At 63.5% G+C, this 15,241-nt stretch carries 14 protein-coding genes; 5 read left to right on the forward strand and 9 right to left on the reverse strand.

Features of this window, described 5'->3' with window-relative positions; genetic code table 11:
* Positions 1 to 4: 4 nt before the first annotated feature.
* The 5 genes from B208_RS0109775 to pspAB form a co-directional block, all read right to left on the reverse strand.
* Positions 5 to 1,147: an NAD(P)/FAD-dependent oxidoreductase gene (locus B208_RS0109775; protein WP_007976349.1), complete on the reverse strand. Its 1,143-nt coding sequence runs from the start codon at positions 1,145 to 1,147 to the stop codon at positions 5 to 7.
* Positions 1,144 to 1,386 (reverse strand): sulfurtransferase TusA family protein, encoded by a 243-nt coding sequence (locus B208_RS0109780; RefSeq protein ID WP_007976347.1) that lies wholly within the window; start codon positions 1,384 to 1,386, stop codon positions 1,144 to 1,146. Before B208_RS0109780 ends, B208_RS0109775 begins: the two co-directional genes overlap by 4 nt.
* Positions 1,387 to 1,399: 13 nt before the next feature.
* Positions 1,400 to 1,798, reverse strand: a complete 399-nt coding sequence (locus B208_RS0109785) for a DsrE/DsrF/DrsH-like family protein (RefSeq protein ID WP_007976346.1) — start codon at positions 1,796 to 1,798, stop codon at positions 1,400 to 1,402.
* A gap of 242 nt (positions 1,799 to 2,040) precedes the next feature.
* Positions 2,041 to 3,072, reverse strand: coding sequence for a DNA repair and recombination protein RadA (gene radA / locus B208_RS0109790; protein WP_007976343.1), 1,032 nt, complete (start codon positions 3,070 to 3,072; stop codon positions 2,041 to 2,043).
* Between the two features lie 133 nt (positions 3,073 to 3,205).
* Entirely contained in the window at positions 3,206 to 3,811 is a 606-nt protein-coding gene (gene pspAB / locus B208_RS0109795) for a PspA-associated protein PspAB (protein WP_007976340.1), read from the reverse strand.
* 87 nt (positions 3,812 to 3,898) lie between these two features.
* Between pspAB and B208_RS22980 the strand changes: the two genes are divergently transcribed.
* The gene (locus B208_RS22980) at positions 3,899 to 4,426 is read left to right on the forward strand and encodes a DsrE family protein (protein ID WP_007976338.1); all 528 of its coding nucleotides are present in this window, start codon (positions 3,899 to 3,901) and stop codon (positions 4,424 to 4,426) included.
* Positions 4,427 to 4,428: 2 nt separating this feature from the next.
* Here B208_RS22980 and htpX read toward each other — a convergent pair whose 3' ends face one another.
* Positions 4,429 to 5,313, reverse strand: a complete 885-nt coding sequence (gene htpX, locus B208_RS0109805) for a zinc metalloprotease HtpX (RefSeq protein ID WP_026177800.1) — start codon at positions 5,311 to 5,313, stop codon at positions 4,429 to 4,431.
* A 198-nt stretch (positions 5,314 to 5,511) separates the two neighbouring features.
* On the opposite strand from htpX, the gene B208_RS0109810 reads away from it, so the two are divergent.
* The 3 genes from B208_RS0109810 to B208_RS0109820 are packed head-to-tail and all read left to right on the forward strand — an operon-like array spanning position 5,512 to position 8,539.
* A complete protein-coding gene (locus B208_RS0109810; RefSeq protein WP_007976334.1) occupies positions 5,512 to 6,393 on the forward strand; it encodes an NAD-dependent epimerase/dehydratase family protein in 882 nt (293 codons plus the stop codon).
* Positions 6,394 to 6,435: 42 nt separating this feature from the next.
* Positions 6,436 to 7,545, forward strand: coding sequence for a 60S ribosomal export protein NMD3 (locus tag B208_RS0109815; protein WP_007976332.1), 1,110 nt, complete (start codon positions 6,436 to 6,438; stop codon positions 7,543 to 7,545).
* Complete coding sequence (locus B208_RS0109820; protein ID WP_007976331.1) at positions 7,538 to 8,539, forward strand: class I SAM-dependent methyltransferase; 1,002 nt, start codon at positions 7,538 to 7,540, stop codon at positions 8,537 to 8,539. Before B208_RS0109815 ends, B208_RS0109820 begins: the two co-directional genes overlap by 8 nt.
* 158 nt (positions 8,540 to 8,697) lie before the next feature.
* Here B208_RS0109820 and B208_RS0109830 read toward each other — a convergent pair whose 3' ends face one another.
* Positions 8,698 to 10,527: a helicase C-terminal domain-containing protein gene (locus B208_RS0109830; RefSeq protein WP_007976329.1), complete on the reverse strand. Its 1,830-nt coding sequence runs from the start codon at positions 10,525 to 10,527 to the stop codon at positions 8,698 to 8,700.
* A 119-nt stretch (positions 10,528 to 10,646) separates the two neighbouring features.
* A complete protein-coding gene (locus tag B208_RS0109835; protein WP_007976328.1) occupies positions 10,647 to 10,856 on the reverse strand; it encodes a DUF7561 family protein in 210 nt (69 codons plus the stop codon).
* 449 nt (positions 10,857 to 11,305) lie between these two features.
* Between B208_RS0109835 and B208_RS0109840 the strand changes: the two genes are divergently transcribed.
* Positions 11,306 to 12,604 carry an MFS transporter gene (locus tag B208_RS0109840; RefSeq protein ID WP_007976326.1) on the forward strand — a complete coding sequence of 433 codons (1,299 nt, stop codon included), beginning with the start codon at positions 11,306 to 11,308 and terminating at the stop codon, positions 12,602 to 12,604.
* Between the two features lie 206 nt (positions 12,605 to 12,810).
* Here B208_RS0109840 and B208_RS0109845 read toward each other — a convergent pair whose 3' ends face one another.
* Complete coding sequence (locus B208_RS0109845) at positions 12,811 to 15,231, reverse strand: DUF4350 domain-containing protein (protein ID WP_018128846.1); 2,421 nt, start codon at positions 15,229 to 15,231, stop codon at positions 12,811 to 12,813.
* Positions 15,232 to 15,241: the final 10 nt, after the last annotated feature.

The following is a 15,241-nucleotide window of genomic DNA, read 5'->3' on the forward strand; positions in this document are numbered from 1 at the left end:
CACCTCACAGGAGTCCCCGTGCGGTCAGCCAGTAGGACTCGTTGTACGAGAGCTTCGCCCAGTGGACGAACTTCGACGGGTCGCGGACCGTCGGCTGTCGGCCGTACTCGAACTCCACGAACGTCGCCTCGTCCATGCCCGATTCGATGAAACAGACCGTCTTGCCGTCGAATATGGCCGTCGGGGTGTGGCCGCGGACCCGACTGGCGAGGCGGTCGGCGACGACGCCCGCCTCGTAGTGGGCGACGCTACCCGCCTTGCTCGTCGGCACGTCGGCGGTGTCGCCGATGGCGTAGACGTCCGCCGCAGCGTCCGCTTCGAGCGTCTCCTTATCGACCGGCACCCAGCCGTCGTCGCCGAGACCGGACTCCTTGATAAGGTCGTCGCCGCTGTGGGGCGGAATGGCGACCAAGAGGTCGTAATCCATCTCCGTGCCCTCCATCGTCCGGATGACCTTCTCCTCCGGGTCGACCTCATCCGCGTTGAAGAACGTCTCGACGTTGATGTCCCGCTTTTCGAGTTCCGGCGTCGCCCACTCGGCGATGGATTCGAGTCCGTGGGCGCGTCCGATGGGGTACGTGTACGTGATTTCGACGTCATCGCGCCGTCCCCGTTCGCGGAGCCAGTCGTCGGCCATGAAGACGAACTCCAGCGGCGCGGCCGGGCACATGTGCGGGACGCCGATGACCGAGAGCACGAGGTGCCCGCCGGTGAACTCGGCCAAGTCGTCGCGCAACGCCTCGGCCCCGTCGGGACCGTAGAAGTGGTGTCCGCCCTCCTTCAGGCCGGGGACATCCTCCGGCGTGAGTTTCGCGCCGGTCGAAAGGACGAGGTAGTCGTAGTCGAGCGTCGTCCCCCCGTCCTGACACGAGAGCCGTTTCTCGTCGGTGTCTATGGAGACGACCCGATTGATTCGGAGTTCGACGCGGCTGTCGAGGAGTTCCGAAATCGGTCGCCGGGCTTCCTGAGCCTCTCGTTCACCGAAGGCCACGTAGAGGTAGAGCGGCTTGTACACGTGGTCCGGGTCGTCGGTGACGAGCGTGACCTCGACGTCGCCCGCGTCTATCTCCGGCGCGAGTTCGTCGGCGAGTCGATTGGCGAGGACCGTCCCGCCGGTCCCGCCACCGACGATTGCGATTCGTTTCATGCTTTCTTCACGTAGAGGCTCCAGTAGTCGTCGTGGTCGACGGTATCGAGGTGTTCGTGTCCGGCCTTGTCCACCCACTCCGGGACGTCCTTTTTCGAGCCGCTGTCTTCCGTTTGCAGTTCGACGACGGTGCCCGAGTCCACGCTCTTTATCTTCCCGATGAGGTCCATCAGGGGGCCGGGGCAGGTCGCACCGCGCGCGTCGATCGTTACGTCGGGTTCGATTTCTGTTTCGCTCATTGTAATCACCAGTTTAGACGAATATGACGTTCTTGTCCTGTGCTCGTTCGAGGAATCCGGCGACGCCGAGTTCGTCGTCGAAGACGTCCACGTAGTCGTCGAGCGTGTTTCCGAGCAGGTCCATCGCCATCGTGCAGGCGTACACCGTCATCGGGCCGAGGTCCTTCGCCTGTTCGAGTTGGTCGGTGAACAGGGGAACCTGAACGTCCGAAGCGCTCATCATCGCCTCGGCGACGCGGCCGCCTTTGAAGTCGTTCCGTTCGACGGTCTCCGTTTCGAACGCGTTGAGCGCGTTCATCGTTACGAAAACCTCGACCGGAATGTCGGACGCCGCGGCGATGGACCCGATCATGCTCGCCGCCTGAATTTTTTCGATGTCCTCGGACGCGAGGACGATTGCATAGCCGTTCATGTGCTCATCACACCTGAAGAGACGCGACGCACAGGCATAATATTGTGATGCTATTCCAAGAGCATGAGAACTAGATTCGAAGACATGTTCACGAACAATATGAGGACGGAATGGAATAAACCAGAGAGAAACGGTGAAGACGGGTGAACTCGGGGCAGTCGATATCATCGAACTGCGCTCGGATGATTTCAGCCGCTCACTCGATATTCGATATTGCGAGAAAAACTCAAAATAGTCGGCGATTATTCCGGCTTCAGACCGCCGTCCTGCACGCGCATGACGGCCTCACCGTCGGCGAGGTTCGGCGCGTCCACGAGTCGGACGATACGCTTGTCGCCCTTCGATTTTCGGAGGTACATCCGGAACGTCGATTTGTGGCCGAGGATGTTGCCACCGATGGGCTGGGTCGGGTCGCCGAAGAACGAGTCGGGGTTGGACGAAACCTGATTCGTCACGACGACGGCCGTGTTGTACAGGTTACCCACCTTGTCGATGTCGTGGAGGTGTTTGTTGAGTTTCTGCTGACGGGTGGCGAGCTGTCCACGACCGACGTATTCGGCGCGGAAGTGGGCGGTGAGGCTGTCGATACAGACCAGTCGGACGGGCCAGTCGCTGTCCTCGTGTTCGCCCGCGAGTTCCTGTGCCTTCTCCGCGAGGAGCATCTGGTGGTTGGAGTTGAACGCCTTTGCGACGTGAATCTTGTCGAGGATGTCGGCGACGAGTTCCTCCATCGCTTCCTCGTCGTCCGGGGAACCGTCGATTTCGCGGTCGTCCATCGTGGCCTGAATGGCCTCGTCCGGCAGGCCGCGAACCATGTCGTCGATACGTTCGGGGCGGAACGTGTCTTCGGAGTCGATGAAGATGACGCTGCCGTGGAGACCGCCCTGTTCGGGCGGCAGTTGGACGTTCACCGAAAGCTGGTGGGTGATCTGGGATTTCCCCGCACCGAACTCGCCGTACACTTCGGTGATGGATTGGGTCTCGACGCCGCCGCCGAGCAACTCGTCCACTTCGTCTATCTGCCAGCTGAGCTTGCCGATTCGCTCGCGTCGTTCGAGAACCTGCGAACCGGTCTCGAACCCGCCGATGTCGGCCTCCTTTCGGGCGGCCTGAATGATGTCGGCGGACGTGCTCTCGCCGACGTCGGCGGTGTTGCTGAGTTCGCCGGGACTCGCAACCGCGAGGCTCTGATAGGAATCGAATCCCGCGTCACGGAGTTTTTCTGCTGTCGCTGGACCAACGCCGGGGAGTGCTTCGAGGTCTACGTCTGCCATTGTACTCTTGCCTTGTTCCCGTCATCATATAAACCTCCGTTAACAGCGGAGTGAAAGTGAAACTGGCGGGCGGTGTCGGGATATCAGAATAGGAAGGGAAGCCTTTAGATACGAAAAGGAAATCGCGTGGAAGTTATTCCCACGGATGTTTGCTCGTGTGGTCCGGCCAGAGCGGATACCAGTACTGTTCGTCGGACTCGATTTCGAGTTCGCCGTCCATGTTGCTCCGGAGTTTGAACTCGGCCGCCGAGTCGCGCTCGTGGCCGCGCTTCGGCGCGAAGGGATAGTAGGCCCCGCGGCGGAAGGAGTACACCCAGTAGACGTAGTTGCCGTCCCGCTGGAAGCCGAAAATAGCGGCGAGGAGACGCGACCCGTAGCCCTCCTCGACGAACGTGTCCGCCGCGAAGTGGAGGCTCGTCACGAGGTCTTCGGGGTCGTCGTCTTCGAGGACGAACCACGAGTAGCCGTGATTGTCCACGTGCGCGGTCGCTTCGGTGCCGGTCTCCTCCTTTCCGGCTTCGAGGATGGCGTGCACTTCGTCCACCGCGTCCTGAAAGTCGGTGCTATCGACCTCCGAAAAACAGAGCGCCGCCTGCCCGACCGATTCGTAGCCGAGGTCGGCTTCCATCGTGACGTAGGCCGTGCTCATCCCGAAGAGGTCTTCGGGGTCGGCCTCGCGTCCCGCGTCCGTCTCGGCGCGGATGCCGAGCACCTCACGGATGCCGTCGAATAATCCCATACCGAGGTGTACGAAGTCGGTGCGGAAAAAGGGAGGCGATACTTATGTGGCAGTTAATAAAGGGTATCGAGCCCGTCCGTAAAACCGATGGGAACGCATTCCCGACGCCGGTTTCTCGAACTGGCAGGTGCTGGCACCGCCGTCGCGCTCGCGGGGTGTTCGAGCGGCCCGAGCGACGCCGAAGGTGCCGACACCTCCACGACGGAAACCGAGACGACGGAGACGACCGAGACTGACGAGGAAACCACGGAAGACGCTTCCAACGACATCACAATGAGTTCAGTATTCCACTTCAGCGAGGGGGACGACCACCAGAAACACGCGGTGGCGAACGTCGCCAACCTGTTGAACGACGACTCGACCGACACGGAGACCATCGCGCTCGTCGCCAACGGCGTGGGCGTCAAACTCCTCTCGACCGACTCCACCCAAGCCGAGACAGTGAAATCGCTCGCAAAGAAGGGCGTGAAGTTAAAGGCGTGTCACAACAGCATGAACAAGCTCAACTACACGAAAGAGGACCTCCTCGAAGGAGTCGAAGTCGTCCCCGCGGGCGTCGGTGAACTCACGAAACTACAGGCCAAAGAGGGATACGCCTACATCAAGACGCCGTAGCGTCAGTAGGACTCCATCTCGCGTTCCATATCGCGGAGTCGCTCGACCCGCGCCTCGGTGCTGGGGTGCGTGCTGAACAGCTTGCTGATGAAGCCTGCTTTTGCGGGGATGATGAAGAACGCGTTCATCTCCGACGTCTCGCGCAGGTCCTCCTGTGGCACCCGGTCCATCCCGCCGTCGATGGTCAGCAGGGCGGACGCGAGCGCGGACGGCTTGCCCGTAATCGTCGCCCCGCCGCGGTCCGCGGCGAACTCGCGGTAGCGCGAGAGCGCGCGGATGAGGAAGTAACTGATAATCCACACCACGAGCGACGCGAGGATGGCGACGAAGACGGGAACCTGATTCCCGTCCCGGCTGTCGCGCCCGCCGCTGAACAGCCAGCCCCAGCGAACGATCATGAACGCGATGGTCGAGAGGAACGACGCGATGGTCATGACCATCACGTCGCGATTCTTGACGTGGGCGAGTTCGTGAGCGAGCACGCCCTCCAACTCCTCCTGATTCAGCGTCTGGAGGAGTCCCGTCGTCACGCAGACGGCGGAGTTCTTCTGGGAGCGCCCGGTCGCAAACGCGTTCGGGACGCGAGTTTGCGCGACGGCGACTTTCGGCTTCGGCAGGTCGGCCTGCTGGGAGAGTCGGCTGATGGTCGCGTGGAGGTCGGGATACTCGTCCTCGCTGACCTCGTGTGCGCCCATGCTCCACAGCGCGAGTTTGTCGCTGAAGAAGAGCTGGCTGAATGCGACCGCACCCATAACTAAGAAGACCAACTGGCTTGCATAACCGAGTGACTCGGTTAATATCACGGCGAATACGAGGTACAGGGCGAACAGGAGGAACATCGTAAAGCCCATCCTGGCTCGAAGTCCCCAATCTGCCTTCCATTTCATGCTTCAGTCTAGGGATTCCGACCGTTTAAAGATTCGTCGTCGTGTGCGGATAAGTAGCAAGCGGGAAGGGGGAGTTTTCTCCGACCGGTGAGAAACATAACGAAAATTGAAATTTCAGTTTCGCTGAGGCCGGAACGCTTACCCCCGGAGGCGGAATAAGGGGCGTATGTTCTCGTTTGAACCGGCGAGGGTATCTCGATGACCGGTACGGTCGTCTTAGCCGGTAGTCTCAACCGTTCTGGCCGATGGCTCGCCAAACACCTCGCCGAACGAGGGTGGGACGTCACTTGTCTCGGTCTTTCTCGGTCGAACTGGGAACTCGGGGGATATCGGGGGCTCTCGTTTCGTGCGGCGGATTTGACTGATCAGGTCGAAACCGCGGAGGCGATTTCGACGGAGAATCCCGATGCGGTCGTTCACTGGGCGACGCTGCCGTCGCCGGAGCGCCACGCGGGGATGCGCATCTTCGAAAACAACGTCGTCGGGGCCTACAACGTGTTCACCGCGGCGGGGCGAACGAACGCCCGAATCGCGTGGGCGTCGAACGAGAGCGCCTACGGCTTCCAACTCGCGGGCGAACCGACCCTCCCCGAGTACTTGCCGCTGGACGAAGAACACCCGCTTCGACCCGAAGACCCGTACGGGACCTCGAAAGTCGTCGGCGAACAAATCGGGGGCATGGTCGCCCGTCGATACGACGTTCCGGTCGCGTCGATGCGCGGGTCGTGGGTGCAGTTTCCCGACGAGTACGACTGTCTCGACGCGCGGACCAACCTCGCAACGGGCGCGGGGAACTTCTGGTCCTACGTGGACGTTCGGGACGTCGTGACGGCCATCGAACGCGCCATCACGGCGGACTTCGATGGTCACGAACCCTTCATCGTCTCGGCGGCCGACAACTACCTCGACGAACCCATCGAAGACGCCCTCGTCGAGTTCTTCGGTGGAGTCCCGGAGCGGTGTGATATCGCCGGGACCGACTCGGCCTTCTCGACCGCGAAAGCCGAGTCGATGCTCGGCTGGGAACCGACCCACTCGTGGCGCGATGCCGTGGACGATGACGAGTTCGTCCTGCCGTGAGCCTTCTACAGGCTTAAAAGCGCGAACGACATAGAACCGTCAATGACCGATTCTGGCGAATTCTGCCCGAACTGTGGCGACCCCATCGAGGTCGATATCACGGAACGGGACTATCCGACCTCCGCCTCTCCACGCGAGCGAAAGCTCTGTGACGCGTGTTATTTCGACCGATTCGACCTCGTGGACGCCCCGGAGCGAATCGAAGTCCGAGTGTGTGCACAGTGCGGTGCCGTCTACCGCGGCCGACGCTGGGTGGACGTGGGCGCGCGGGACTACACCGACATCGCCATCGAGGAAGTGAGCGAAGCGCTCGCGGTCCACGTCGATGCCCGCGACGTGTCGTGGCAGGTGGAACCCGAACAGATAGACCCGAACACGATTCGGATGCACTGTTACTTCTCCGGCGTCGTCCGCGACACGCTGGTCGAGGAGGAGATCATGGTCCCCGTGATGATCGCCCGCCAGACGTGTACCCGCTGTGGGCGAATCGCGGGCGACTACTACGCGAGCATCGTGCAAGTACGCGGCGTGGACCGGACGCCGACGCCGGAAGAGGAGAAGCGCGCCCGCGAAATCGCCAACGAAATCGTCGCGGACATGGAGGCGACGGGCGACAGAAACGCCTTCGTCACCGACATGGACGCGACGCCCGACGGCCTGAACATCAAGGTCTCGACCAACAACATCGGCAAGAAGATTTCGAACAAACTGGTCGAGGAGTTCGGCGGGAGCTTCACCGACTCGGAAACCCTCGTCACGGAGGACGAGGACGGCAACGAGGTGTATCGCGTCACCTACTCCGTCCGCCTGCCGCCGTTCACGCCCGGCGACATCATCAGCCCGGACGACGACGGGCCGGTGCTCGTTCGGAGCGTGCGCGGAAACCTGAAAGGCAAGCGAATCACGACCGGCGACGAGTACGAGGCGCAGTTCGGAGACGAGGACGCCTCGGACGCGCGCAAGTTGGGCACCATCGACGACGCCGAGGAGACGACGCTCGTCGCGGTGACCGACGAGCGCGCGGTGCAGGTGCTCGACCCGGAAACCTACCAGACGAAGACGATTTCCAAGCCGTCGTACATGGACGAGGACGCGGAGACGGTCCCCGTGTTCAAGAGTCGAAACGGGCTGTACGTGGTTCCGGATGCGTAACCTCGCCGTCCTCGTGGCGAAACCGCGGGCCGAAGCGACCATCGCGGAACTGGAGGCGGAAGGCGTTTACGACGACGCCAGAAAAGTCAGCGAACACGACGACGAACTGGTCGAACTGCCCGTGACCGCGCGGCCGACCGAAACGCGGTTCGAGGAAATCGTCGAACAGTCTGACCCCGAGATTCGACACACGGACCTCGACTCCCTGCTTCGGGAGCGCGGGTGGTCGGACGACGACATCGACCGCGCACCGAAGTCGTGGGCCGTCGTCGGAAGCGTGATTCTCGTCCAGTTCGACGACTGTCCGCGACCCGAGGAGGTCGGCGAGGAACTGCTCGCCCTCCACGGCGAAGCCGAAACCGTCCTTTCCCGCGGCGGAATCTCCGGCGAGCACCGGGAACCCGACGTGAGCGTCGTCGCGGGGTCTGGCGATACCGAGACCGTCCACACGGAGCACGGGACGAAGTACGCCCTCGACCTCCGAGAGGTGATGTTCGCCCCCGGAAACCAACGCGAGCGCTCCCGGATGGGCGACGTCGTTTCGCCGGACGAACGCGTCTTCGACATGTTCGCCGGAATCGGCTACTTCACGCTCCCGATGGCCCGCGCCGGGGCGAACGTGACCGCGGTTGAGCGCAACCCGGCGTCGTTCAAGTTCCTCGTGGAGAACGCGATGCTGAACGACGTCCCCGACCGCATCGACGCCTACCGCGCCGACTGCCGGGAGATGGCGGACGTGCGCGTCGAACGCGTCGTCATGGGTTACTACGACGCACACGAGTACCTCGACACGGCACTGGCCGCCCTCGAACCCGGCGGCGTCGTCCACATGCACGAGACGACGCCCGAAAATCGGCTGTGGGAGCGCCCGGTTTCGCGGCTTGAATCGGCGGCCCACGAGCACGGACGGGACGTGGAGATTCTGGATACGCGCCGCGTCAAGAGCCACAGCGAGGGCGTGTGGCACGTCGTGGTTGACGCTCGGGTGGAGTGACGAAACATCGGTCGTGGAAAATACTTATCACCCGAGAACTGTTCGCTTTTCGCATGGATAGACAGAAACTCATCTCGCTGTTTTTCGTGCTCCTGATGTTGAGTTCGGCGGTGGCCTACACCGTCACGTTCATCTGACGGACTCGACAAGAATCGCGGCTACTCCGTGTCCCACACGTCCGCCATGGGACTCTTCTTCCGGGAGCGCCGCGAACGTGAATTCCGGCGCGAGTTCGAACCGGAATCGGTGCCTCCCGACTCGTTTCCGTCGGACGAATCGTTGCGTCCGCTGTTGCCACTGGTGTTACCATCGAACTGCCGGGTATCGCCGTAGCCGATGCTGCCGCCAGAACCGCCCGCCGAACGCGGGTCGAACTCCGGCAGGTCGGGGTGCGCCATGCGGTCCACCTGCTCTGCGAACCAGTCGGGCATGTCGGTGCGAGCGCGGTCGAACAGTTGCAGGAGGCTGGAATCCGCGAGATACGTCGCGCCGTAATCGTCCGGCGCGCGAATCACCCGCCCGCAGGCCTGAATGACGGTTCGGAGCGCGGCGCGGTAGTACCACGCCCACTGCCCGTGTTCGAGTCGGTGGGCGACCCGCGAGTCGCTCGTGTTCAAGAAGGGAGCCTTACAGAGCACCTGCCAGCGCGCGAGGTCGCCCTTCAAGTCGAGCGCCTCCTCCATCTTCACCGAGAGGAACACGTCCGGGTCGTCGGTCGCTTTCCACGAATCGAGGTCGGCGTCGCGCGAATCGCGGCCGTGGGCGCGCACCCGCCCGCCGACGCCGAACGCCTCCAACTGCTCCGCGAGCTTTTTCTGGATGTGGTAGGAGTGGGCGTGGACGATACCCTTCTCGTCCGGGTGTTCCTGCATGATTCTGACGACCGTCCGCGCGATTTTCGGCAGGGTTTCCTCGCGGTGCTCGTAGGTCATCTTCCCCTGCGTCACGTCGTACAGCGGCCGGTTTTCGACCGGGAAGGTGTGGCCGACGTCCACGAGGGCGACGCGTTCGGGGTCGAGGCCGACCTGCCGACAGAACGCCTCCTTGTTCAAAATCGTCGCCGAGAGGAGCGCGAATTTGTTCCCGCGTTCCCAGACGGTGTGGGCGAGGTAGCGCTCGGGGTTCATCGGCTTGATGGTTATCGGCCCGCCCGCGCCGTCCGGTTGGTCCACCACCCACTCCGTCGCGCTGTCCGGGTCGCGGTAGTCGTCCACGAACCAGTCCAACTCGGAGATGAGTTCCTGAAACCGGTCCCGTCGGGCGACCTCGGCGGCCGTGAGTTCGGGCTGCGCGATGAGGTCGTCCTTCCGTCGCTTGCAGGTGCCGACGAGTCGGTCCGCGTAGTCGACCGCCCTGTCGAGTCCGGTTATCTCGGGAATCTTCAGGTCGTCCCAGATGGGCACCGTGCGCGGATTCAGGTCGATGGCCGCGTACATCTCGGCCCACTCGGCGAGTCCGTGGGCCTCGTCGATGACCACCGCGTCCCGCTTGCGGAACACCTCCGACCCGGCGGTTCGCATGAAGTACGCCAAGGTCATCGCCGCGATTTCGCGGTTGCTGGCGATGGCGCGGTCGGAGAAGTACGGACACCGGTGTCTGACCGAGCAGTCGTAGCCCTTCTCGCGGGCACAAGGTGCTCGGTTCACGGGGGTGTCGTGCTCGCCCGGCAGGATGCAGGAGTAGTTTCGCTTCCCTCGGATTATCTTGAGGTCGTCCAGCAGGGCGTCCTCGGCCACGTCGTCCAACTGGGATACCTGCGGCGTGGTGTAGTACGCCCCCGTCGAATCGGTCGGGGCGGCCTCGTCCACCCGACGGGCACACCCCGCAATCGCCCGAGCGAGCAGGGACTTACCGCTCCCCGTCGGTGCGCGAACCAACACCACGTCGTTGTCCCCCTCGAACGCTTCCCGAATGTCCGATAGCGCCTCCCGCTGGTTGCCACGGAAGGAAGGTGCGGGGAACTCGTCGAAAATCCGCTCGGGATTCACTATCCGTGATAACGACGGCGAACGCGTAAAACCTGTGGGTTCTTCGGCGGATGGTACAGCGAACGACGGCGGTACGATTAACGTCGAAACGTCCGAACCGGCGGGAACGAGCGACTCGACTACTCGCTCCGTTCGAGCGCCGCCACGTCCGCGGCCGACGGATGGTCCGGTAACTGCTCGATGCAGGCATAGCAGAGGAAATGCTCGCTCCCGTCCTCGAACTCTAGCGTCATTCCGCCCGTCGTTTGCGGGTTCGAACTCCAGAGGTTGGCGATACCGCCCGCGATGGGTACGTCCGCCCCACAACCGTCGCACTTCTCGGTGCTCATCGGTGGGAGTTGGTGGGTCACGGACAAAGAACGTTCGGCGCGTTCGCGGGAGCGGACGGTCGAGGAGGAGTCCCACCGGACGGGCGGCTAGCGGTTTGCGATCCCGTGGCATAGCACCATCAAATCTATATATCATACGACACACGTTCCGTACGAACCGTTCTATGACCCGCCGGCACGCGTATCGTCCGGTGTTCGAACCCCTCGCGCTCACGCCCAGGAGCGGGGCCCGATAGCCGCAGCACTCGGGTTTCGTTCCGCTACGTTCCGTAGCCGCACTTTCTCGACCGAACACACACGCATATGCCGATATCCGCCGAGTCGCGGGCACACAGCCGCGACTCACCAGTGAACGCATCGCTTTTCGAACGACAGACGCATCGCTCGCGGCCGTGGCGACCGCTCGAACTACGGCCGACGACCGCCGAAACCGCCGGAGGTGGTCGTGAATGACCACGGCCGACGCGGACGGGACCGCGCCATCGCTGTGGCGAAACCGCGACTTCCGGCGGTTCTTCGCCGGGGAGTTCGTGACGAACGCCGGGGACAGCCTCTACACCGTCGCCGTCCTGTGGCTCGTCTTCGACCTCAGCGGCTCGACGGTCCTCACGGGAATCGCCAACTCGCTGTTGTTGCTCCCGTGGCTCTTACAGATACTCGCCGGACCGGTCGTGGACAGACTCCCGCTCAAACCGGTGCTCGTGGGGGCACAAGTCCTCCAAGGCGTCGTCGTTCTCGCACTCCCGCTCGCCGCGGCGACGGGGTGGATGAGCGTCGGCGTCCTGCTCGCCGTGGTCCCGATACTGACGCTGGCGACGCTGCTGATGGCACCGATGCAGACGACGCTCGTCCCTCGCATCGTGTCCGATTCGCGGCTTTCGCGGGCGAACTCCGCGCTCGCAACCGTCACGCTCGGACTCGACATGGTGTTCGACGCGCTCGGAGGCGCGTTCATCGCCGTCTTCGGCGCGACGACGCTGTTCCTGTTCGACTCGGCCACGTTCGCCGTCGCGGGACTGTTGTTCGCCGGTATCGCCGTCCCGAAGGTCGGCGAGAGAGGCGACAAAGCGGAGCGGACCGACGAGTCGATACTCGACTCGTACGTCGGCGACCTACGGGACGGAGCGGACGTGCTCCGCGGGAGCGTCTTCGTCGAACTGGTACTCACCACGGCGGTGGCCAACTTGGCGACCGGGGTGACGCTCGCGATTCTCCCGGCCTTCGGCGACGCGCTCGGCGGCCCCGCCGTCTACGGCCTGCTGCTCGGTGCGCTCGGCATCGGCCGACTGGTCGGCTCGCTCCTCGCGCCTTATCTCGAACGCGTTTCGTACGGACGGCTGCTCATGGTCGGCCACTCGGTGGCCGCGTGCTGCTGGCTCGCAGCGGTGTACGCGCCGAAGACGACGCTCACCGTCGTTCTCTTCGGACTCGCGTGGGTGCCAGCGGGCATCAGCGGCGTGCTCACGGCGACGCTGAACCAGACCGTGTTTCCGGCCGACCGCCTCGCCCGCGTGTCGTCCATCAAGGGAACCGCCTCGGGAGCTACGCTGCCGCTCGGTTCGCTCGTCGGCGGCGTCGTCGCCGAGGTGCTGGGAACGACGACGACGATGGGACTCGCCGCGTTCGGCTTCGGGTTCACGGGACTGTACGTACTTCTACGACCGCGGCTCCGAAATCTCCCCGCCGTCGCGGACGCCGACCCGGCGGCGTTCGACGTGACGGTCGCGTCTGACCGTCACGGGGAGTGACACGGGTCTCGACCCGGACGCCGTTTCGAAGCGGTATCGACAATCGAACGAGGTGGATCATTTCGTATAGCACTATCCGATACATCCCTGGATTCGGACCGCACACAGATATCCGTCCGTAGACGGCCGTTCCATCCGAAATCGGTGCAATCGCTCGGGAACGGTGCAAGTCAAAAAAGCCGCAAAAGTCGTTCGCGTCGTCCGTTTCAGTACGACTCGCTCGTGTAGAGCGCGCCGCTGTCGTCGTAGACGGACACCGTGTCGCCGCCGTTATTCCAGATCGCGGTACCGGTGTTGCCCCAGTAGAGGTCGGAACTCGTGTCCGAACCGGTTCCGGTGTGAAGCGTCACCTGCGCGCCCGCGTCGAGCGTGAAGCCGCTCGGGAAGGCGTAGGTGTGGGCGGCTTCGTCCTCGACGGTCCACCCCGAGAGGTCGATGGAACCAGTTCCGGGATTCTCGAAGACGACGTACTCGTCGTTGAGGTTGTTGTTGTCGTTGCCCGCCGCGTCCTCGTGGATTTGAGCGATGGAGAGGTCGCCGCTGCCGCTACCGCCGTCGCCGCCGCCGGTCGAGCCGTCGTAGGCGTCGAACAGCGGGAAAGAGGTGTCGAAGACCGTCGTCGTCGGGATGCCCGAATCGCCGTTGACGTTGTTCGTGCCGTCGGTCACGTGGTCGCCGTTGATTCGGAGGTCGGTTCCGAGCGCGGACGCGAGGTCGTTCAGGTTGGTGCGTGCACCCGACGGTGCCGTGCCAGCGCCGACGAGGACCACCGCGCCGCCGTCCGCGACGAACGAGGTGAGCGCGTCGATTTCGGCGCTGGTGAACGCGTCGGCGGGCGTGGTGACGACGATGGCCTGCCAGCGCGAGAGGTCGAAGGTGTCGAGGTCGTTCGCCTGGTCGAACGAGAGGTCCACGCCTTCGAGGTAGCGCTGGTAGTACGCCGCGTCGTCGTTGGAGACGGCGTAGCTCGCGTCGAACTGACCGTGGCCACCGTCGATGAGGATGTCCCCGCTTCGGTCGCTCACGTAGTCGATGAGGTTCGTGAGGAAGACGAAGTTCTCGTAGTCCGACGTATCGACGGCGAAACCTTCGGAGCTCTCGTAGCTCTCGTCGATGAGCGGACTACCGACCACGGCCACGTTGGCGGCGTCGTCCACCGCCGCGAGCGGGATGTCGCCGCTATAGGTGTAGCCGCCGGACTGGGTAGCGGTGCTCTCCGCGTAAATCGGGACGCGGGAATCGCTCACGCCGCCGGAGGGGGTCTTGACGCTGGCGGCTTGCGGGAGGAAGAGGTCGTTCACCGCCCGGTTTCGGATTTCCGAGGAGGCGTCGGGGTCGCTCTGTCCCCAGACGCCCGTGCCGTTCGACTGCGCGGTGTCTTCCGCGCGCCAAATGTCGTCGTGGTACGAGGAACCGGAACCGTACACGCGGGCGTTACCGGTTTCGACGGCGCGGAGGTTGTAGAAGTCGTCGCGGGTGCCGTCGCCCGTGGCGTCGTAGTGGATGTAACCGAGCACGCGGCCGTAGGTGTCGCGGAGCGGTTCGTTCTGGTCGAACGAGAGTTCGACGGTCGCGCCGCCCAGTTCGCTCTTGCCGAAGTCGGTGGCGTTCGATCCCCACGTCTGGAGGTAGGTCATCGATTCGATGCCTTCCCACTCCTGAATCCGCTCGGCGGAGCTGTTCGACGCCTTCTCCGGCGTGTCGATGCCGAGGATTCGGATGCTCTCGGTCGAACCGTCCGCGAACTGCACCGTCACCGTGTCGCCGTCCGAGACTTTGGTGACGTCGACGGTGTAGGTCTTGCTCTTGTCCAGTCCCAACCCGTCGCGGTCGGTGAAGTAGTCGAACGCGGTGTTGAACTGGCTGGTGAGCGGTTTGTAATCCGCGCCGCCGTTGTTCGAGGTGTCGAGCACCTCGTCGTCGTTGAATCGGAAGGAAAGACCCAGATAGCTGGCGAAGTCGTTCAGGTTGGCCGTGGTATCGTTGTCGTTGTAGTCGGATTGGTCGTGGACGAACAGCGTACCGCCGCCCGCGACGAAGGTGGCGAGGTCGTCGAGTTCCGAACTGGAGAACGCGGTGCTCGGCGACGTGATGACCGCCGCGTCGGCGCTCCCGAGTTCGGCCGAGAGGTTCGAGGTGGCCGTGACCGTGTAGCCGTTGTTCTCGGCGTAGCTCTCGAACTTGGAGAACGACGCGAGGTCGTAGTACTGGCCGTGACCTTCGTCGAAGAGGACGGTACCTGACCCGCCGAGTTCGGCGTCCCACGCGTTGAGGACGAACTCCTCGTTGCCCTGTTGCCAGTTCGTGCCGTCCTCGACCAGCATCGACCCGAACGCGACGACGTTCGAGTCGGAGACGACCAGCGGGATGGGCGTTCCGCTGCTGTAGAGTGTCGCGTCGCCGTTCGAGTCGGCGTCGTGATTCGTGGCGGTGTCCTCCGCCCACACCGCGATAATGGAACTGTCGGTCAACTCGCCGCCGCTGGCGTCGAGGAAACTCGACGTCGAGTGACAGACGAGGGGTGGAATATCGCCCGAAGCGGCGCGTACTTCGGAGCTGAGGGTTGTGGTGATCGGTCCCGTTGCGGTTGCCGCCGCGAGCGCTGACATGAACGTTCGTCTTCGCATCGCTTCGAAA

Source organism: Haladaptatus paucihalophilus DX253, assembly GCF_000376445.1.
In the GTDB taxonomy this organism is placed as follows: domain Archaea; phylum Halobacteriota; class Halobacteria; order Halobacteriales; family Haladaptataceae; genus Haladaptatus; species Haladaptatus paucihalophilus.